The organism is Microbacterium oleivorans, assembly GCF_023715745.1.
Lineage (GTDB): Bacteria > Actinomycetota > Actinomycetes > Actinomycetales > Microbacteriaceae > Microbacterium > Microbacterium oleivorans_D.
Genome location: NZ_JAMBOV010000003.1, coordinates 539,424 through 554,536, shown reverse-complemented (window position 1 = coordinate 554,536; position 15,113 = coordinate 539,424). Strand labels below are relative to the sequence as shown.

Here is a 15,113-nt window from a genome sequence, read left to right as displayed (position 1 = left end):
ACACACACGAACATGGCTGAGATCCTCTACGACGCCGACGCCGACATCTCGCTCATCCAGGGCAAGAAGGTCGCCATCGTCGGGTACGGCTCGCAGGGCCACGCCCACGCCCAGAACCTCCGCGACTCCGGCGTCGAGGTCGTCATCGCCCTCAAGGAGGGCTCGAAGTCCGCGCCGAAGGCGTCGGAGGACGGCTTCGAGGTCAAGTCGGTGGCGGATGCCGCCGACTGGGCCGATCTGATCATGATCCTCGCGCCCGATCAGCACCAGCGCGGCATCTTCAACGACGAGATCAAGCCGCACCTCGCCGCCGGCAAGACCCTCGCCTTCGCCCACGGCTTCAACGTGCGCTTCGGCTACATCGAGGTCCCCGACGACGTCGACGTGATCCTCGTCGCGCCCAAGGCCCCCGGTCACACCGTCCGCCGCGAGTTCGTCGCGGGTCGCGGCATCCCCGACATCATCGCCGTCGAGAAGGACGCCTCGGGCCAGGCGTGGGACGTCGCCCTCTCGTACGCGAAGGCCATCGGCGGCACCCGCGCCGGCGTCATCAAGACCACCTTCACCGAGGAGACCGAGACCGACCTGTTCGGCGAGCAGGCCGTCCTCTGCGGTGGTGTGTCGCAGCTCGTCCAGTACGGCTTCGAGACGCTGTCCGAGGCCGGCTATCAGCCCGAGATCGCCTACTTCGAAGTGCTCCACGAGCTGAAGCTGATCGTCGACCTGATGTGGGAGGGCGGCATCGCCAAGCAGCGCTGGTCGGTCTCCGACACCGCCGAGTACGGCGACTACGTCTCCGGCCCGCGAGTCATCGACCCGCACGTCAAGGAGAACATGCAGGCCGTCCTCGCCGACATCCAGTCCGGCGCGTTCGCCAAGCGCTTCATCGACGACCAGGACAACGGCGCCGTGGAGTTCCAGGAGCTCCGCGCCAAGGCCGCGTCGCACCCGATCGAGGCCGTCGGCAAGGACCTGCGTGCGCTCTTCGCGTGGAAGCAGCAGGACGCCGACTACACAGAGGGAAGCGCAGCGCGCTGACCGACCGCGCCGACGGCGCGCAGAGTGCGGAGTGCTCCGCCGCGCGCTGACCTTCGGCATCCAGCCCTCGGCGCATCCGCCGAGACCGGCTTGTAGCGAGCCACGGAGGCCCGGCCCTTACAAGGGGTCGGGCCTTCGGCGTCGCTAGACTCGGAACGTGGCTTCCGACCCGCACGACGACGAGGATGCCTTCCGCTGGGAAGGCGACGACTCCCCGACGCGACCGCCGCGCCCCGATCGCACCGGCACCGCGCTCCCCGACGGCTGGCGCGCCGTCGGCAAGGGCAGCGAGGCCGCCCCCGCGGAACGTGACACCGCTCCGGACACCACCGCTCCGGACGCCCCGGAGTCGCGAGACGAGGACTCGACACCGGGCTCGCTCGGCAACGTCGCACTCGTGTCGCTCGGACTGCTCGGCGGCATCTACCTGCTCTACACCGTGGGATGGCTGCTCGGCAGCTCGCGACTGTCCGCGGCGACCTCGTTCTGGCTGGAACCCGCCGCGGTCGTCCCGGCACTCTGGGTCGCGGTCGCGGCCCCGGCGCTGTGGTTCGGGGGAGTGCTTCTGCTCACCCGCGCGTCCGCGGGGTGGGTGCGCTTCGCCTGGCTGGTCGTCGGCGCCTTCCTGCTCGTCCCGTGGCCCTTCGTGATCGGAGTCTGATCGTGACGACCTCGACCTCCACCTCGACGGCACGGCGAGGTCCGTCCTGGCTGCCCGCCGCCGTCGCAGGGCTGTTCGGACTCTTCTACGCGTACGCGGTGTGGACCGCGGCCGCCTTCCTCGTGGCTCAGGCGACCGGGGTGGAGGGCCTCAACGGCGCGGGATGGGCGATCCTGCTGTTCTCCGTCCTCTTCCCGATCATCGTGTTCGTGGCCGGCGTCGTCCTCGCTCGTCGCCGTCCAGTCCTGCATCTCGCGGTGATCCTGCTCGCAGGCCTCGGCCTCGTCGCAGTGTTCTGGCTGAACATCCTCACCTACGCGATCACCAACGGGAACACGCTCGTCGGAGCGTGACGGCCGTCACACGGTCGGGAGCGGCCGTCGGTCTTCGCTAGGCTGGCCCTGCCGCGTATCGTCGTCGGTCACCTCTCGGCCGGCCTCGTGGCGATCCACCCCCCGCGTACCCGAAGGTCTGCCGTGCCCAAGCCTGTCGTCCTCATCGCCGAAGAACTCTCTCCCGCCACGATCGAGGCCCTGGGCCCCGACTTCGAGGTCCGATCGGTCGACGGCGCCGACCGCGCCGCGCTGCTTCCCGCCCTCGCGGACGCGGATGCGGTCCTCATCCGATCGGCGACGAAGATGGATGCCGAGGCGATCGCCGCGGCTCCGTCGCTCAAGGTGATCGCGCGGGCCGGTGTCGGACTCGACAACGTCGACATCAAGGCGGCCACGAGTGCCGGTGTCATGGTGGTCAATGCGCCCACCTCGAACATCATCTCCGCCGCCGAACTGACGGTCGGCCACATCCTGAGCCTCGCCCGGCACATCCCCGCCGCGCACGCGTCCCTCGCCGCCGGCGCCTGGAAGCGATCGTCCTTCACGGGCACGGAACTCTACGAGAAGACCGTCGGCATCATCGGCCTCGGCCGTATCGGCGCCCTCATCGCCGCCCGCCTGCAGGCGTTCGGCGTCACCGTCGTCGCCTACGACCCGTACGTCACGCCCACCCGCGCACAGCAGCTGGGCGTTCAGCTCCTCGCCCTCGACGACCTGCTGCGCACGAGCGACTTCGTCACGATCCACATGCCGAAGACACCCGAGACGACCGGCATGATCGGTGCGGCGCAGTTCGAGATCATGAAGGACTCCGCGTACGTCGTGAACGTCGCCCGCGGCGGCCTGATCGACGAGCAGGCGCTGCACACCGCTTTGGTGACGGGGCAGATCGCCGGGGCCGGCCTCGACGTCTTCACGAGCGAGCCGCCCACGGAGGACGGCACGGCGTTCCCGCTGCTGTCCCTGCCGAACGTCGTCGTCACGCCGCACCTCGGCGCGTCGACGGAGGAGGCGCAGGAGAAGGCCGGTGTGTCGGTCGCGAAGTCCGTCAAGCTGGCGCTCGAGGGTGACCTCGTCCCGGATGCCGTGAACGTCGCCGGTGGTGTGATCGACCCGTTCGTGCGCCCCGGCATCGCCCTCGTCGAGCAGCTGGGTCAGATCTTCACAGGACTGGCACCCAGCGCTCTCACGAGTCTCGACATCGAGGTGCGCGGCGAGCTCGCCGATTACGACGTGAGCGTCTACCGCCTCGCCGCTCTGAAGGGCATCTTCACGAACATCGTCAGCGAGAACGTCTCGTACGTGAACGCGCCGCTGTTCGCGGAGCAGCGCGGCATCGAGACGCGCCTCATCGTCGAGTCCGAGAGCCCCCTCTACCGGAACATCACCATCCTGCGCGGCACGCTGTCCGACGGCACGGTCCTCACCGTCGAGGGGACGCTGGCCGGCACCCGGATGGTCCCCAAGGTCGTCGGCATCAACGGGTACGAGGTGGAGGTGCCGATCAGCCGGTACCACGTCGTCATGCGCTACGCGGACCGTCCCGGCATCGTCGCGATCTACGGCCAGAAGCTGGGCGAGGCGGGCATCAACATCGCCGGTCTCCAGGTCGCGCGGCCCGACGCGAGCGGCCGTGCGCTGTCGGTTCTGACGGTCGACTCGCCGATCCCCGAGCCGATGCTCGACGAGCTCCGCGAGGCGGTCGCCGCCGATCTGTTCCGGCAGATCGAGCTGACGGAGGTCTGACCCCGTCAGCGCGCGGCGCGCTCGACGAGCGCGATCAGCGCGTCGAGTTCGGCGCCGTGCGGGATCGGACCCGGCAGGGCACCGGTCGCGAGGGCGCTGTTGAAGTACAGGCCGTCGCTGACGAGCAGCACGAGCTGCAGGGCGGTCTCGTCGCGCGTGTGGGGCCGCAGCGCCGCCTCCCAGACGTCCCGCACCTCGCGGAGGGCTGCGGAGGCACCGGTGTGGCCGGCCTGGGCGAGTCGTGAGGCGGCGATGATCGCGCGGTCGAGCGCCGAACCGGTCTGCACCGAGGTCCGCACGAACGCGGCGACGACGCCTTCGGGGGAGCGCAGCATGTCCTCGACGTCGATGTCGACGAGGCGCCGCATGCGCTCCAGGAGGGCCGACTCGAGCGCGTCCTTCGACGCGTAGTGATACAGCAGGCCGCCTTTGGAGACACCGGCGGCTGCGGCGACGGCATCCATCGTCGCGCCGCGGGCACCGCCGTCGATGAGTGCCGCCTCGAATGCGTCGAGCACGCTCTCCTTCGCCCGTGGGGGTCTGCTCATGCCTCGATCCTCTCGCGGACGCATCGCCGATTCTGTTACTATACCGGCTGGACGGTGTACTTATGATGACTCTGACGGAAGAGATCCGCATGGCCGACGCGGCCGGCAGACGCCAGGGCTGGCGCGGATGGGCCGCGCTGGCGGTGCTGATGCTGCCGGTGCTCCTGGTGTCGGTCGACAACACGGTGCTCAGCTTCGCGCTGCCCGAGATCGCGCGCGACCTCACGCCGACGAGCGCGCAGCAGCTGTGGATCATCGACGTCTACCCGCTCGTCCTCGCGGGACTCCTCGTCACGATGGGGTCGCTGGGGGACCGGTTCGGGCGCCGTCGACTGCTGATGATCGGTGCCACCGGGTTCGCCACCGTGTCGGCGCTGGCCGCCTTCGCGCCGTCGGCGGAGCTGCTCATCGCCGCCCGCGCCACGATGGGACTGTTCGGGGCGATGCTCATGCCCTCGACGATGTCGCTGCTTCGCAGCATCTTCACCGACCGTGACCAGCGTCGGCTGGCGATCGCGGTGTGGGCGTCGATGTTCTCCGCCGGCTCTGCGCTGGGTCCGATCGTCGGTGGCGTGCTGCTCGAGCACTTCGCCTGGGGCTCGGTCTTCCTGCTCGCCGTCCCCGTGCTGGTCCCGTTGCTGATCCTGGCACCGATCCTGGTGCCCGAGAGTCGCGACCCGAAGCCGGGTCGTGTCGATCCCGTCAGCATCGTCCTCAGCATGGCGGCGATGGTGCCCGCCGTGTACGCGATCAAGGAGTTCGCGGTCCATGGGCCCGGGCTGCTTCCGCTGATCCTCGTCGTCGTCGGGGTGACGTTCGGGTGGGCGTTCGTGCGCCGCCAGCTGCGCGCCGAGAGCCCCATGCTCGACATGCGCCTCTTCCGACGCGGCGCGTTCACCGGCGCACTGCTGGTCAACCTCCTCAGCGTCGTCGCCTTGGTCGGCTTCCTCTACTTCGTGACGCAGCACCTCCAGCTGATCGTCGGGTTGAGCCCTCTGCAGGCGGGACTCGCGCTGGTCCCCGGGCTCGCGCTCATGATCGTCTCCGGTCTCGCCGTCGTGCCGATCTCTCGTCGTGTCTCGCCGCGCATCGTGGTGCCGGTCGCTCTGGCCATGTCGGTCGCCGCGTATGTCGCGATCGCCGTGTCGACGGATGCCGCGGCCCTCGGTACCCTCATCGCCGCCTTCGGGCTGCTCGGGGTCGGCATCGGCGCGGCGGAGACCGTCTCCAACGAGCTGATCCTCGCCACTGCGCCGCCCGCCAAGGCGGGCGCCGCCAGCGCGGTGTCGGAGACGGCCTACGAGCTGGGGGCCGTCCTCGGGACGGCCGTGCTCGGCGGCATCCTCACCGCCCTCTACCGTTCCGGCCTGGTCCTTCCCGACGGGCTCTCAGCCGGCGCCGCGGCCGCCGCACGCGAGACGCTCGGCGGCGCGGTGACCGTCGCGGACGGACTCCCGGGTGCGCTGGGCGACCGGGTCGTCGAGGCCGCGGCGTCCGCCTTCGACGCCGGAGTCGGTGTGACCTCGATCATCGGAGCGGTCCTCGTCGTCTGCGCCGCCGTCATCGCGGCCACTACGCTGAAGGGGACCCGCACTCCGCGCGCCGAGCACTGAGCGCGCGGGGTCCCCCCAGAACGAGGAGAGCGATGTCGCGCGTCGTGAAGCTGGCCGTCATCCCCGGAGACGGCATCGGGCCCGAGGTCGTCGCCGAGGCCGAGAAGGTCCTCGATGCCGTCACGGAGGGCGCGGGGGTGACGTTCCAGAAGACCCGGTTCTCGCTGGGAGCCGCGCGGTTCCTCGAGACAGGGGACACGCTCACCGATGCCGACCTCGCCGCGATCGCCTCTCACGACGCCATCCTCCTGGGTGCCGTCGGCGGGATGCCGGGGGACCCGCGCCTGAAGGACGCCAATATCGAGCGTGGCCTCCTGCTCACGCTGCGCTTCGCACTCGACCACTACGTCAACCTGCGCCCGTCCGTCCTCTACCCGGGTGCCTCCGGCCCGCTCGCCGCGCCGGGCGAGATCGACTTCGTCGTCGTCCGCGAGGGAACCGAGGGACCTTACGTCGGCAACGGCGGCTCCATCCGCACGGGCACGTCCCACGAGATCGCGAACGAGACCTCCGTCAACACGGCGTTCGGCGTCGAACGGGTCGTCCGCTTCGCCTTCGCGCAGGCGGAGAAGCGTCGCGGGAAGCTGACACTCGTGCACAAGACGAACGTGCTCGTCCACGCCGGCGGGATGTGGAAGCGCATCGTCGACGAGGTGGCACAGGACTTCCCCGGCGTGGCCGTAGACTATCTCCACGTCGACGCGGCGACGATCTTCCTGGTCACGAACCCGGGCCGCTTCGATGTGATCGTCACCGACAACCTCTTCGGGGACATCCTGACCGACTTGGCCGGCGCCGTCACCGGAGGCATCGGCCTCGCCGCTTCGGGGAACATCAACCCCGACGGCGCGTTCCCGTCGATGTTCGAGCCCGTGCACGGCTCCGCGCCCGACATCGCCGGACAGCAGATCGCCGATCCCACCGCTGCGATCCTCTCCGTCGCCCTGCTGCTCGAACACCTCGGGCTGAGCGACGAGGCCGAGCGCGTCACCCGCGCGGCCCGGGAGGACATCGCGACCAGGGACGGCTCCGCACGCACGACCGCGCAGGTCGGCGACGCCATCACCGCACGCCTCCGGGCGTAATCTGAGTGGATGCGCGCCGCGCAGACGCCGCGCGAGGAACAGGACTGACATGACCCTCACCGACTCGACCGCAGCCCCCCTCACCTTCTCGGTGACGAAGAACCTGGCTGCGGCATCCCCTTCCACCCGCGAGGAGATCCTCGCGAACCCCGGCTTCGGCACGAACTTCACCGACCACATGGTCGACATCTGCTGGTCGTCGAAGGGCGGCTGGCACCGGCCCCGCGTCCAGCCCTACGGGCCGATCTCGCTCTCTCCGGCGGCCGCCGTGCTGCACTACGGCCAGGAGATCTTCGAGGGCATCAAGGCGTACCGTCACGCGGACGGCTCGATCCACACGTTCCGCCCCGAGGAGAACGCACGTCGCCTGCAGCGCTCCGCCCGCCGCATGGCGCTGCCCGAGCTCCCCGCCGAATACTTCCTCCAGTCGCTGCGCGAGCTGATCGCGGTGGACGGTGACTGGGTGCCCTCCGGCGCCGACCAGAGCCTGTACCTGCGTCCGTTCATGTTCGCGAAGGAGGCGTTCCTCGGTGTCCGTCCCGCGGAGAAGGTCGCCTACTACCTGATCGCGAGCCCGGCGGGTGCCTACTTCAAGGGCGGCGTCACCCCGGTGAAGATCTGGCTGAGCGAGGACTACGCGCGCGCGGGCAAGGGCGGCACGGGAGCGGCGAAGACCGGTGGCAACTACGCCGCGAGCCTGCTGCCGCAGGCGGAGGCGTACGAGAAGGGTTGCGACCAGGTCGTCTTCCTCGACGAGGACGGCAACGTCGAGGAGCTCGGCGGCATGAACGTCGTCTTCGTCATGAAGGACGGCACCCTCGTGACGCCGGAGTCGGAGTCGATCCTCGCCGGGATCACCCGCGACTCGATCCTCCGTCTCGCCGAGGACCGGGGGCACCGGGTCGAGCGGCGCGCGGTCTCGCTCTCCGAGTGGCGCGACGGGGTCGCCTCGGGTGAGATCGTCGAGGTCTTCGCCTGCGGAACCGCCGCCGTGGTGACCCCGATCGGAGCACTGAAGGCCTCCGGTTTCGAGGACGCGCAGCCCACCGGAACGCTCGCGCTCGAACTGCGACAGCACCTCACCGACATCCAGTACGGCCGCGCCGAGGACGTCCACGGCTGGCTCACTCGGCTGGACGGCTGACCCGTGCGCATCGTCCGGTACAGCCGCAACGAGGCCATCCGCTACGGCATCATCGACGAGAAAGAGGTCGTCGAGCTCGCCGGCGACCCGATGTTCGCCGGGTTCGAGACGACGGGGGAGCGGATCCCCCTTGCGGAGATCACCCTTCTGGCGCCGTCGATCCCTCGTTCGAAGATCGTGTGCGTCGGCAAGAACTACCGCGACCACGCTGCCGAGATGGGGGGCGAGGCGCCCAGCGAGCCGCTGCTGTTCCTCAAGCCCAACACGTCCGTGATCGGACCCGACGACGCGATCGTGCGGCCGCCGCAGTCACAGCGCACCGATTACGAGGGCGAGCTCGCCGTCGTCATCGGTCGTGTCGCGAAGAACGTCTCGGCCGACAAGGCGCTCGACTACGTCTTCGGCTACACGATCGGCAACGACATCACGGCTCGCGACCTGCAGCGTTCCGACGGCCAGTGGTCCCGCGCCAAGGGCTTCGACACGTTCTGCCCGCTCGGGCCGATCATCGAGACGGAGTTCGACCTCGACGGTGGTGCGCGGATCGTCTCGCGGGTCAACGGCGAGGTCCGGCAGGACGGTCCGATCTCGGACATGGTCCACTCGGTCCCCGACATCATCGCCTACGCGTCGGCCGCCTTCACGCTCCTGCCTGGCGACGTCATCCTGACGGGCACACCGGCAGGGATCGGGGAGTTCCACGCCGGAGATGTGCTCGAGGTGGAGATCACGGGTCTCGGCATCCTGCGCAACACGGCGCGGAATGCCTGACGGAGGAGAACTCTCCGCCACGGCGTCGGACGTCGCACGCATCCAGCGACGCACCGTCACGGTCCTCGCTGCCGGTCAAGTGCTCGGCGGTGTCGCGTTCGGCGCGACCGTGTCGCTCGGCGCTCTCCTGGCGGCGGATCTGTCGGGTGAGGAGTCGCTGTCGGGGTTCGCGACGGCATCCGTCACCCTCGGTGCCGCGCTCTGCGCGATCCCGCTCGCCCGTCTGGCCTCGGCGCATGGGCGACGGCGGGCGCTGACACTGGGGAACCTTCTGGCGCTGGTCGGGATCGCCGTCGTGATCACCTCGGCCGCGCTGCGATCGTTCCCTCTCCTGCTTGCGGGCGTCATCCTCATCGGCGCCGGGAACGCGGGGAACCTGCAGTCGCGGTTCGCCGCGACCGACCTGTCGGGGCAGGGGCGCCGCGGACGCGACCTCGGCACCGTGGTCTGGGCGACGACCGTCGGCGGTGTGGTCGGCCCACTCATGCTGACACCCGGCGAGGCCGTCGGCCGGTGGCTCGGGATGCCGCCCCTCACCGGGTCGTACGCGTTCTCGATCGTCGCGCAGACGCTCGCCCTCGTGCTCTACGTGGCGGCGCTGCGCCCTGACCCGCTGAGGGTCGCGCAGCAGATCGCCCGCTCCCGAGATCCCGGAGCGCCGCGGGTCGACGAGCCCGATCGGCCGGTCGTCGCGCGGTACGCCGTGTTCGCCGTGGCCGGCTCCCACGTCACGATGGCCTCGGTGATGGCCATGACGCCGGTTCACCTGTCCCACCTCGACCCCCGGAACGTCACGACCATCGTGGGTGTCACGATCGCGCTGCACGTGTTCGGCATGTACGGCCTGTCGCCGGTGTTCGGCATCCTCGCCGACCGGTGGGGCCGGCTGCAGACGATTCTCCTGGGGCAGGGGATCCTCGCCGCGTCGCTCCTGACCGCGGCCGTCGCCCCCGACTCGCCGGCTGCAGTGCTCGTCGCCCTCCTGCTCCTGGGCCTCGGCTGGAGTGCCGCGACCGTCGGCGGTGCGGCGCTGCTGACCGAGGCCACCCCGACCGAACTGCGACCGCGGCGACAGGGGCGCAGCGACACCGCGATGACCCTGTCCGCAGCGATCGGCGCCGTCCTCGCCGGCGGCATCCTCGGTCTCATCGGCTACGGCGGGCTCGCCCTCGTCGCCCTCGCGATCGTCGTCGCGATCACGGTCTTGTCGCCCTACGCACGCCGCTGAGCGCGGGGCGGGCGCGGCGCCGGTCGTAGACTTGAGGGCGATGTCCACTGCACCGCACCCCCTCACCACGACCGCCTCCGGCTCCGACGTCCGCGTCCGGTTCTGCCCCTCGCCGACGGGGCTCCCCCACGTCGGGATGGTCCGCACCGCCCTGTTCAACTGGGCCTACGCGCGGCACACCGGCGGCAAGATGATCTTCCGCGTGGAGGACACGGATGCCGCCCGCGACAGCGAGGAGAGCTACCGCCAGCTCGTCGACGCGTTGACCTGGCTCGAGATCGACTGGGATGAGGGAGTCGAGAAGGGCGGTCCGCACGAGCCGTACCGGCAGTCGCAGCGCCACGACATCTACCGCGAGGTCCTCGACACGCTGATCGCGAGCGGCGCCGTCTACGAGTCGTACTCGACGGCCGAGGAGATCGACGCCCGCAACGAGGCGAACGGTCGCGCGAAGCAGCTCGGCTACGACAACTTCGACCGCACGCTGACGGACGAGCAGAAGGCCGCGTTCCGCGCGGAGGGGCGCGAGCCCGCGTGGCGTCTGCGCGTGCCGGACGAGGACGTGACCTACGTCGACCTCATCCGCGGCGAGGTCACCTTCCCGGCCGGCTCGTTCCCCGACTTCGTCGTCGTCCGTGCCGGCGGCATCCCGCTCTACACCTTCACGAACCCCGTCGACGACGCACTGATGGGCATCACCCACGTGCTGCGCGGCGAAGACCTCATGCCGTCGACCGCTCGTCAGCTCGCTCTCTACAGCGCGCTGATCGACGCCGGTGTGACGACCTTCGTCCCGCGGTTCGCGCACATGCCGCTCGTGCTGGGGGAGGAGGGCACGAAGAAGCTCTCCAAGCGCGACCCCAAGGCCGACCTCTTCCTGCAGCGGGAGAAGGGCTTCATTCACGAGGGCCTCCTGAACTACCTCGCCCTCCTCGGCTGGTCGATCGCGGCCGATCGCGACGTGTTCTCGCGTCAGGAGCTCATCGAGGCGTTCGACATCGTCGACGTCAACCCGAACCCGGCCCGCTTCGACCAGAAGAAGGCCGAGTCGATCAACGGCGACCACATCCGGATGCTGGAGCCCGCCGACTTCGCGTCACGCCTGGTGCCCTACCTGGTCGGCGCCGGTGTGGTCAGCACGCCGCCGACGGATGCGCAGCGGGAGATGCTCGCGAAGGCGGCGCCGCTCGTGCAGGAGCGCATGCAGATGCTCGGCGATGCGCCTGGACTGCTCGGCTTCCTGTTCCGCGACGTCGAGTCCTACGACGAGGACGCGCTGAAGGGGTTGCCGGCGAACGCCGCGGAGGTGCTCGCCGCGTCGATCGAGGCGCTTCAGGCGCTGCCGGAGGGCGACTTCGTCGCCGACTCGATCCAGTCGGCACTCGCGGCATCCCTCATCGACGGGCTGGGCCTCAAGCCGCGCGTCGCGTACGGCCCGGCGCGCGTGGCGCTGAGCGGTCGCCGCGTCTCGCCGCCGCTGTTCGAATCGATGGAGCTCCTCGGCAAGCCCGTCACCCTCGAGCGTCTCGAGCGGCTGCGGGCCGCGCGCAGCTGAGCCCGACGCGCTCGGGATGCGCGTCCGGTTTGGCCGGGGCCGTGCCGTGGGCTAAGCTTGATCCTCGGTACGACTCCGGTTGAAACCCGGTGGGGTATGGTGTAATTGGCAACACGGCTGATTCTGGTTCAGTTGTTCTTGGTTCGAGTCCAGGTACCCCAGCAAGAAGAAAACCCCCGCTCCGGCGGGGGTTTTGCTTTTGCTGGAACCGGTGCGCGGATCAGCGTAACAGGCGCACAATGGTCGCATGGGACTCTTCACGCAGCGACCCGAAGAACCGTCGGAATGGGCAGGGCTCCCCGCCGAACCGATGGAGCCGCGAAACCCCGTGGAGCGGCTGGGGGACGGGCCCGCGGTCTCGGACTGGTCTCCGGACCTGCTCTCCATGTCGCCCACCACGGCGACGTGGATCGAGATCCCGGTCGATCCCGTTCCGGCTCCGGACGGCGGGGACGGTGCCGACGGAGACTGAGGCTCAGCGCATCGCGTCGCCGATGTAGGAGTACTTGACGAAGACCTCCGACGCCCAGCCGGCCTCTTCGAGCACGCCCTGCACGGCAGTCAGCATGTACTTCGAATCCCAGCCGAGGTAGAGGTACTGACCTTCGCCCAGCTGATCCCACTGACCGTTCCACGCCATCGCCGGGTAGACGGGGCCGCCCTGGCGCGCGCTGTAGTCGATGACGCTCTGACGCGAGTCGGCCCAGAGGCGGGCGAAGACGCGGTTGAACAGGTACCGGACGTCCCGCACGTCCCAGTGCTCGCCCCGGTACTCGACGTAGTCGAACTCGCGCTGCCAGCCCCGCGGCCACCCGCGTCGCTTCTTCGCGTCGAGGATGGGTGTCAGGTTGTCATCGTCGATCGCCACGACACCGGGTCGGCGCCAGGTCGCCATGAAGCGTGCGGTCAGCTCCTCGGTCCGGGCGGTGATCTGCGCAGTCGACCATGCGTCGGCCGCCGCGATCTGACGCGTGGATCCCACGCCGCTCGAGGCGTACGCGGATCGCTTCTCGGGGAACGAGGCGTCGAACACGCGATCGGCCGCGTCCTCCTCGAGGAGCGTCAGATTGCCGAGCGTGTTCACCAGCGCGCGGTGGGCGTTCTGCTCGTCGTCGCTCAGGTCCGCCCACCGGCGCACGCCGTCTCCCGTCCAGTCGTCCGAGGGCGCGACGGGCAGGACGTGCTCGAGGACGACGTCGGCATCCGCCTCGACGCCCGCCAGACGGGCGAGGACGAAGCCTGCGTGAGGCAGATCGCCGTAGCGCAGACCGACCCGGGTGCGTTCGTCCGATGGAGTGATCCGGGCGATGGCGAGCGTGAGGGCGTCCATGCCCTCGTCGGCCGCGCGGCAGAACCTCGCGACGAGCCGATCGATGGGCAGGCCCACCACGGTCCGACGCAGCAGCAGGGACTCCACGTGGGTCAGCGCGAGTGACAGATCGGATGCCGGCAGCTCACCGTGCAGGCGGTCGCGGTACAGCCGCATCGCGAGAGGGTACATGCCGCGGCCCAGGGTGTTGATGGCCTCGAAGTGTCGGGAGGCAACGGCATCCGTCGCCTTCGCGGGCTCGAGGAGCAGCCTGTAGATCTCCGACAGCTCGCGCCATTGGTGCGCGCGTGTGCGGAGGGTGTCGCGATCGAGGCGCGGGAACTCGTGACGGAACGCGTCGTAGACGCCGCGCTCACCCTCCACGAGGACCTCCCGACCCGTCAGCATCACGAGGTAGTCGCGCCAGAACGCCCCGATCTGCTCGCCGGTGTTGCGTTCGATGGGGAGCCAGAACTCGTTCTCGATCTCGCTCTGTTCAGCGTGCGTGAGTCCCATGAGGACGTAGTTGTGGATGAGCTCGTGGTCGCGGAGCGGTTCGCCGGTGGAGTTCAGGCTCTCGAAGATCTGCTGAGCGTTCGCGCCCGCGCCGAGCGTGATGGACACGTGCTCGAGTTTGCGCAGACCGCGCCAGATGTCTGCGGCTTCGTCGGGGCGGATCTGACTCCGGAAGAACGCGTAGTTGTCGTCGAAGCGCGACGAACGCTCCTCGTCGGCGGGGGAGCGGCGGTCCAGGACGACGCTCTCGAACACGTCTGCCCACGCCGCGTGAGGACGCAGCTTGGTCCGCGTCGGATCGTCGCGGCGCACGAGGACCGACTCGAGCTCGGCCGCGAGTGACGGGTCGTCGTCCCGAAGGGTGTGGTGGAGGGCGGCGACCAGCAGCATCAACGTCGTCACGCGCTGCTGCCCGTCGATCAGGACGAGGTGGGCGTCGTCGTGCGCCGAGGTGCTCGCCGTCGAGAGGATGGAGCCGATGAAATGCGTCTGACCGTCGCCGGTGGCCGCGACGGACCGGATGTCACCGAGCAGCTGCTCGCACCCGCCGATGTCCCAGCGGTACTGCCGCTGGTAGACCGGCACGACGATCGTGGTGTCCGAGGCGGAGAGCCAATCGATCGTGTTGACGGCGGTCGCATCGACGTTCGTGGCGCTGCTCATGTTCTCCGAATCGCTCCTCGAAATTCCCGGTCGAGTCTACTGAGGCTCTCGGAGCGGCTAGGTAGGCTTGCCTAAGTCGGGCCTGTAAAAACTTCGCTCGCCCGACAGAAAGGTTGATCCGCATGGGTTACATCAAGAGTGCTCTGCTCGAGGAGACGGGCTACGCCGTCCTCGACATGTACGGCAAGGACATCGACCCGAAGGAGTGGCTCGACGTCGAGTACGTCGACTGGAAGTCCTCGGGCGACACCCGGTTCGCACCGCTGGCCTCGGCCAAGGGCGAGATCGAGTGCAACGGCTTCTGGAACCACCAGCCGCCGCGCACCGACAAGGACGGCGTCTGGATCCCGTCGCAGACGGAGAAGGCCCCCACGCTCACCGAGCGCGCCCTCGAGCCCGGCTCGAACGTCGGACGCTGCCGCATCATCGAACTGCAGCCCAACACGTACGCCGACGCCCTGTACAACCTGCACCAGGACGACAACAACCGGCTGAATCCGGACGGCACGGGCTGGGTCGTCCGCAGCTTCTTCAACCTCACCGACGACAAGGACAGCTTCTTCGTCCTGCGCGACAACCGCACCGACCCGAGTGGTGAGACCCGTATCGCTCTGCCCGCCGGCGCGCAGCTCGTCATCGACACGCAGCGCCTGTGGCACGCGGCGTACCACCCGGGTGACGCGCCCCGCTACTGCCTCATCACCTCGTGGGAGTCCGGCCCCGAGCTCGACGCTTACCTGGCGAAGTACAACGGCGTGAACAAGGTCGAGAGCGTCCCGCTCGACCAGGAGACGATCGACGCCGCCCAGGCCGAGCAGGAGCGCCGGATCGCCGCACGTGCCGCCGCGCTCGCGGCACGCGGCCAGCGCGAGGTGCTCGCGATGAGCGAGGCCTGACCTCG

The 15,113-nt window shown here is 69.5% G+C and carries 14 protein-coding genes and 1 tRNA gene; 13 read left to right on the top strand and 2 right to left on the bottom strand.

Features of this window, described 5'->3' with window-relative positions:
- The first annotated feature begins 12 nt into the window (after positions 1 to 12).
- From ilvC to serA, 4 genes are all read left to right on the top strand, one after another.
- Positions 13 to 1,038: a ketol-acid reductoisomerase gene (ilvC, locus tag M3190_RS10675; RefSeq protein ID WP_251581170.1), complete on the top strand. Its 1,026-nt coding sequence runs from the start codon at positions 13 to 15 to the stop codon at positions 1,036 to 1,038.
- Between the two features lie 157 nt (positions 1,039 to 1,195).
- Positions 1,196 to 1,699 carry a DNA polymerase III subunit gamma/tau gene (locus M3190_RS10670; protein WP_251581169.1) on the top strand — a complete coding sequence of 168 codons (504 nt, stop codon included), beginning with the start codon at positions 1,196 to 1,198 and terminating at the stop codon, positions 1,697 to 1,699.
- Between the two features lie 2 nt (positions 1,700 to 1,701).
- Positions 1,702 to 2,052 carry a hypothetical protein gene (locus M3190_RS10665; protein ID WP_251581167.1) on the top strand — a complete coding sequence of 117 codons (351 nt, stop codon included), beginning with the start codon at positions 1,702 to 1,704 and terminating at the stop codon, positions 2,050 to 2,052.
- 123 nt (positions 2,053 to 2,175) lie between these two features.
- Positions 2,176 to 3,780, top strand: a complete 1,605-nt coding sequence (gene serA / locus M3190_RS10660) for a phosphoglycerate dehydrogenase (RefSeq protein WP_251581165.1) — start codon at positions 2,176 to 2,178, stop codon at positions 3,778 to 3,780.
- A 5-nt stretch (positions 3,781 to 3,785) separates the two neighbouring features.
- Here serA and M3190_RS10655 read toward each other — a convergent pair whose 3' ends face one another.
- Entirely contained in the window at positions 3,786 to 4,328 is a 543-nt protein-coding gene (locus M3190_RS10655; protein ID WP_251581163.1) for a TetR/AcrR family transcriptional regulator, read from the bottom strand.
- Positions 4,329 to 4,393: 65 nt separating this feature from the next.
- On the opposite strand from M3190_RS10655, the gene M3190_RS10650 reads away from it, so the two are divergent.
- The 8 genes from M3190_RS10650 (at position 4,394) to M3190_RS10615 (ending at position 12,196) form a co-directional block, all read left to right on the top strand.
- Positions 4,394 to 5,941, top strand: a complete 1,548-nt coding sequence (locus M3190_RS10650; protein WP_251581274.1) for an MFS transporter — start codon at positions 4,394 to 4,396, stop codon at positions 5,939 to 5,941.
- Positions 5,942 to 5,973: 32 nt separating this feature from the next.
- Positions 5,974 to 7,026: a 3-isopropylmalate dehydrogenase gene (locus tag M3190_RS10645; RefSeq protein ID WP_251581161.1), complete on the top strand. Its 1,053-nt coding sequence runs from the start codon at positions 5,974 to 5,976 to the stop codon at positions 7,024 to 7,026.
- A 49-nt stretch (positions 7,027 to 7,075) separates the two neighbouring features.
- Positions 7,076 to 8,170, top strand: a complete 1,095-nt coding sequence (locus M3190_RS10640; protein ID WP_251581152.1) for a branched-chain amino acid aminotransferase — start codon at positions 7,076 to 7,078, stop codon at positions 8,168 to 8,170.
- Between the two features lie 3 nt (positions 8,171 to 8,173).
- Positions 8,174 to 8,941, top strand: a complete 768-nt coding sequence (locus tag M3190_RS10635) for a fumarylacetoacetate hydrolase family protein (RefSeq protein WP_251581150.1) — start codon at positions 8,174 to 8,176, stop codon at positions 8,939 to 8,941.
- Positions 8,934 to 10,169 (top strand): MFS transporter, encoded by a 1,236-nt coding sequence (locus M3190_RS10630; protein ID WP_251581148.1) that lies wholly within the window; start codon positions 8,934 to 8,936, stop codon positions 10,167 to 10,169. The genes M3190_RS10635 and M3190_RS10630 overlap by 8 nt, the downstream gene beginning before the upstream one ends.
- A gap of 40 nt (positions 10,170 to 10,209) precedes the next feature.
- Positions 10,210 to 11,724, top strand: coding sequence for a glutamate--tRNA ligase (gene gltX, locus M3190_RS10625; RefSeq protein WP_251581146.1), 1,515 nt, complete (start codon positions 10,210 to 10,212; stop codon positions 11,722 to 11,724).
- Between the two features lie 90 nt (positions 11,725 to 11,814).
- A tRNA-Gln gene (locus tag M3190_RS10620) sits at positions 11,815 to 11,886 on the top strand.
- Positions 11,887 to 11,971: 85 nt separating this feature from the next.
- A complete protein-coding gene (locus M3190_RS10615) occupies positions 11,972 to 12,196 on the top strand; it encodes a hypothetical protein (protein WP_251581144.1) in 225 nt (74 codons plus the stop codon).
- Positions 12,197 to 12,199: 3 nt separating this feature from the next.
- On the opposite strand, the gene M3190_RS10610 is transcribed toward M3190_RS10615, so the two are convergent.
- A complete protein-coding gene (locus tag M3190_RS10610; RefSeq protein WP_251581142.1) occupies positions 12,200 to 14,212 on the bottom strand; it encodes a DUF262 domain-containing protein in 2,013 nt (670 codons plus the stop codon).
- Positions 14,213 to 14,334: 122 nt separating this feature from the next.
- On the opposite strand from M3190_RS10610, the gene M3190_RS10605 reads away from it, so the two are divergent.
- Entirely contained in the window at positions 14,335 to 15,108 is a 774-nt protein-coding gene (locus tag M3190_RS10605) for a hypothetical protein (protein ID WP_251581140.1), read from the top strand.
- Positions 15,109 to 15,113: the final 5 nt, after the last annotated feature.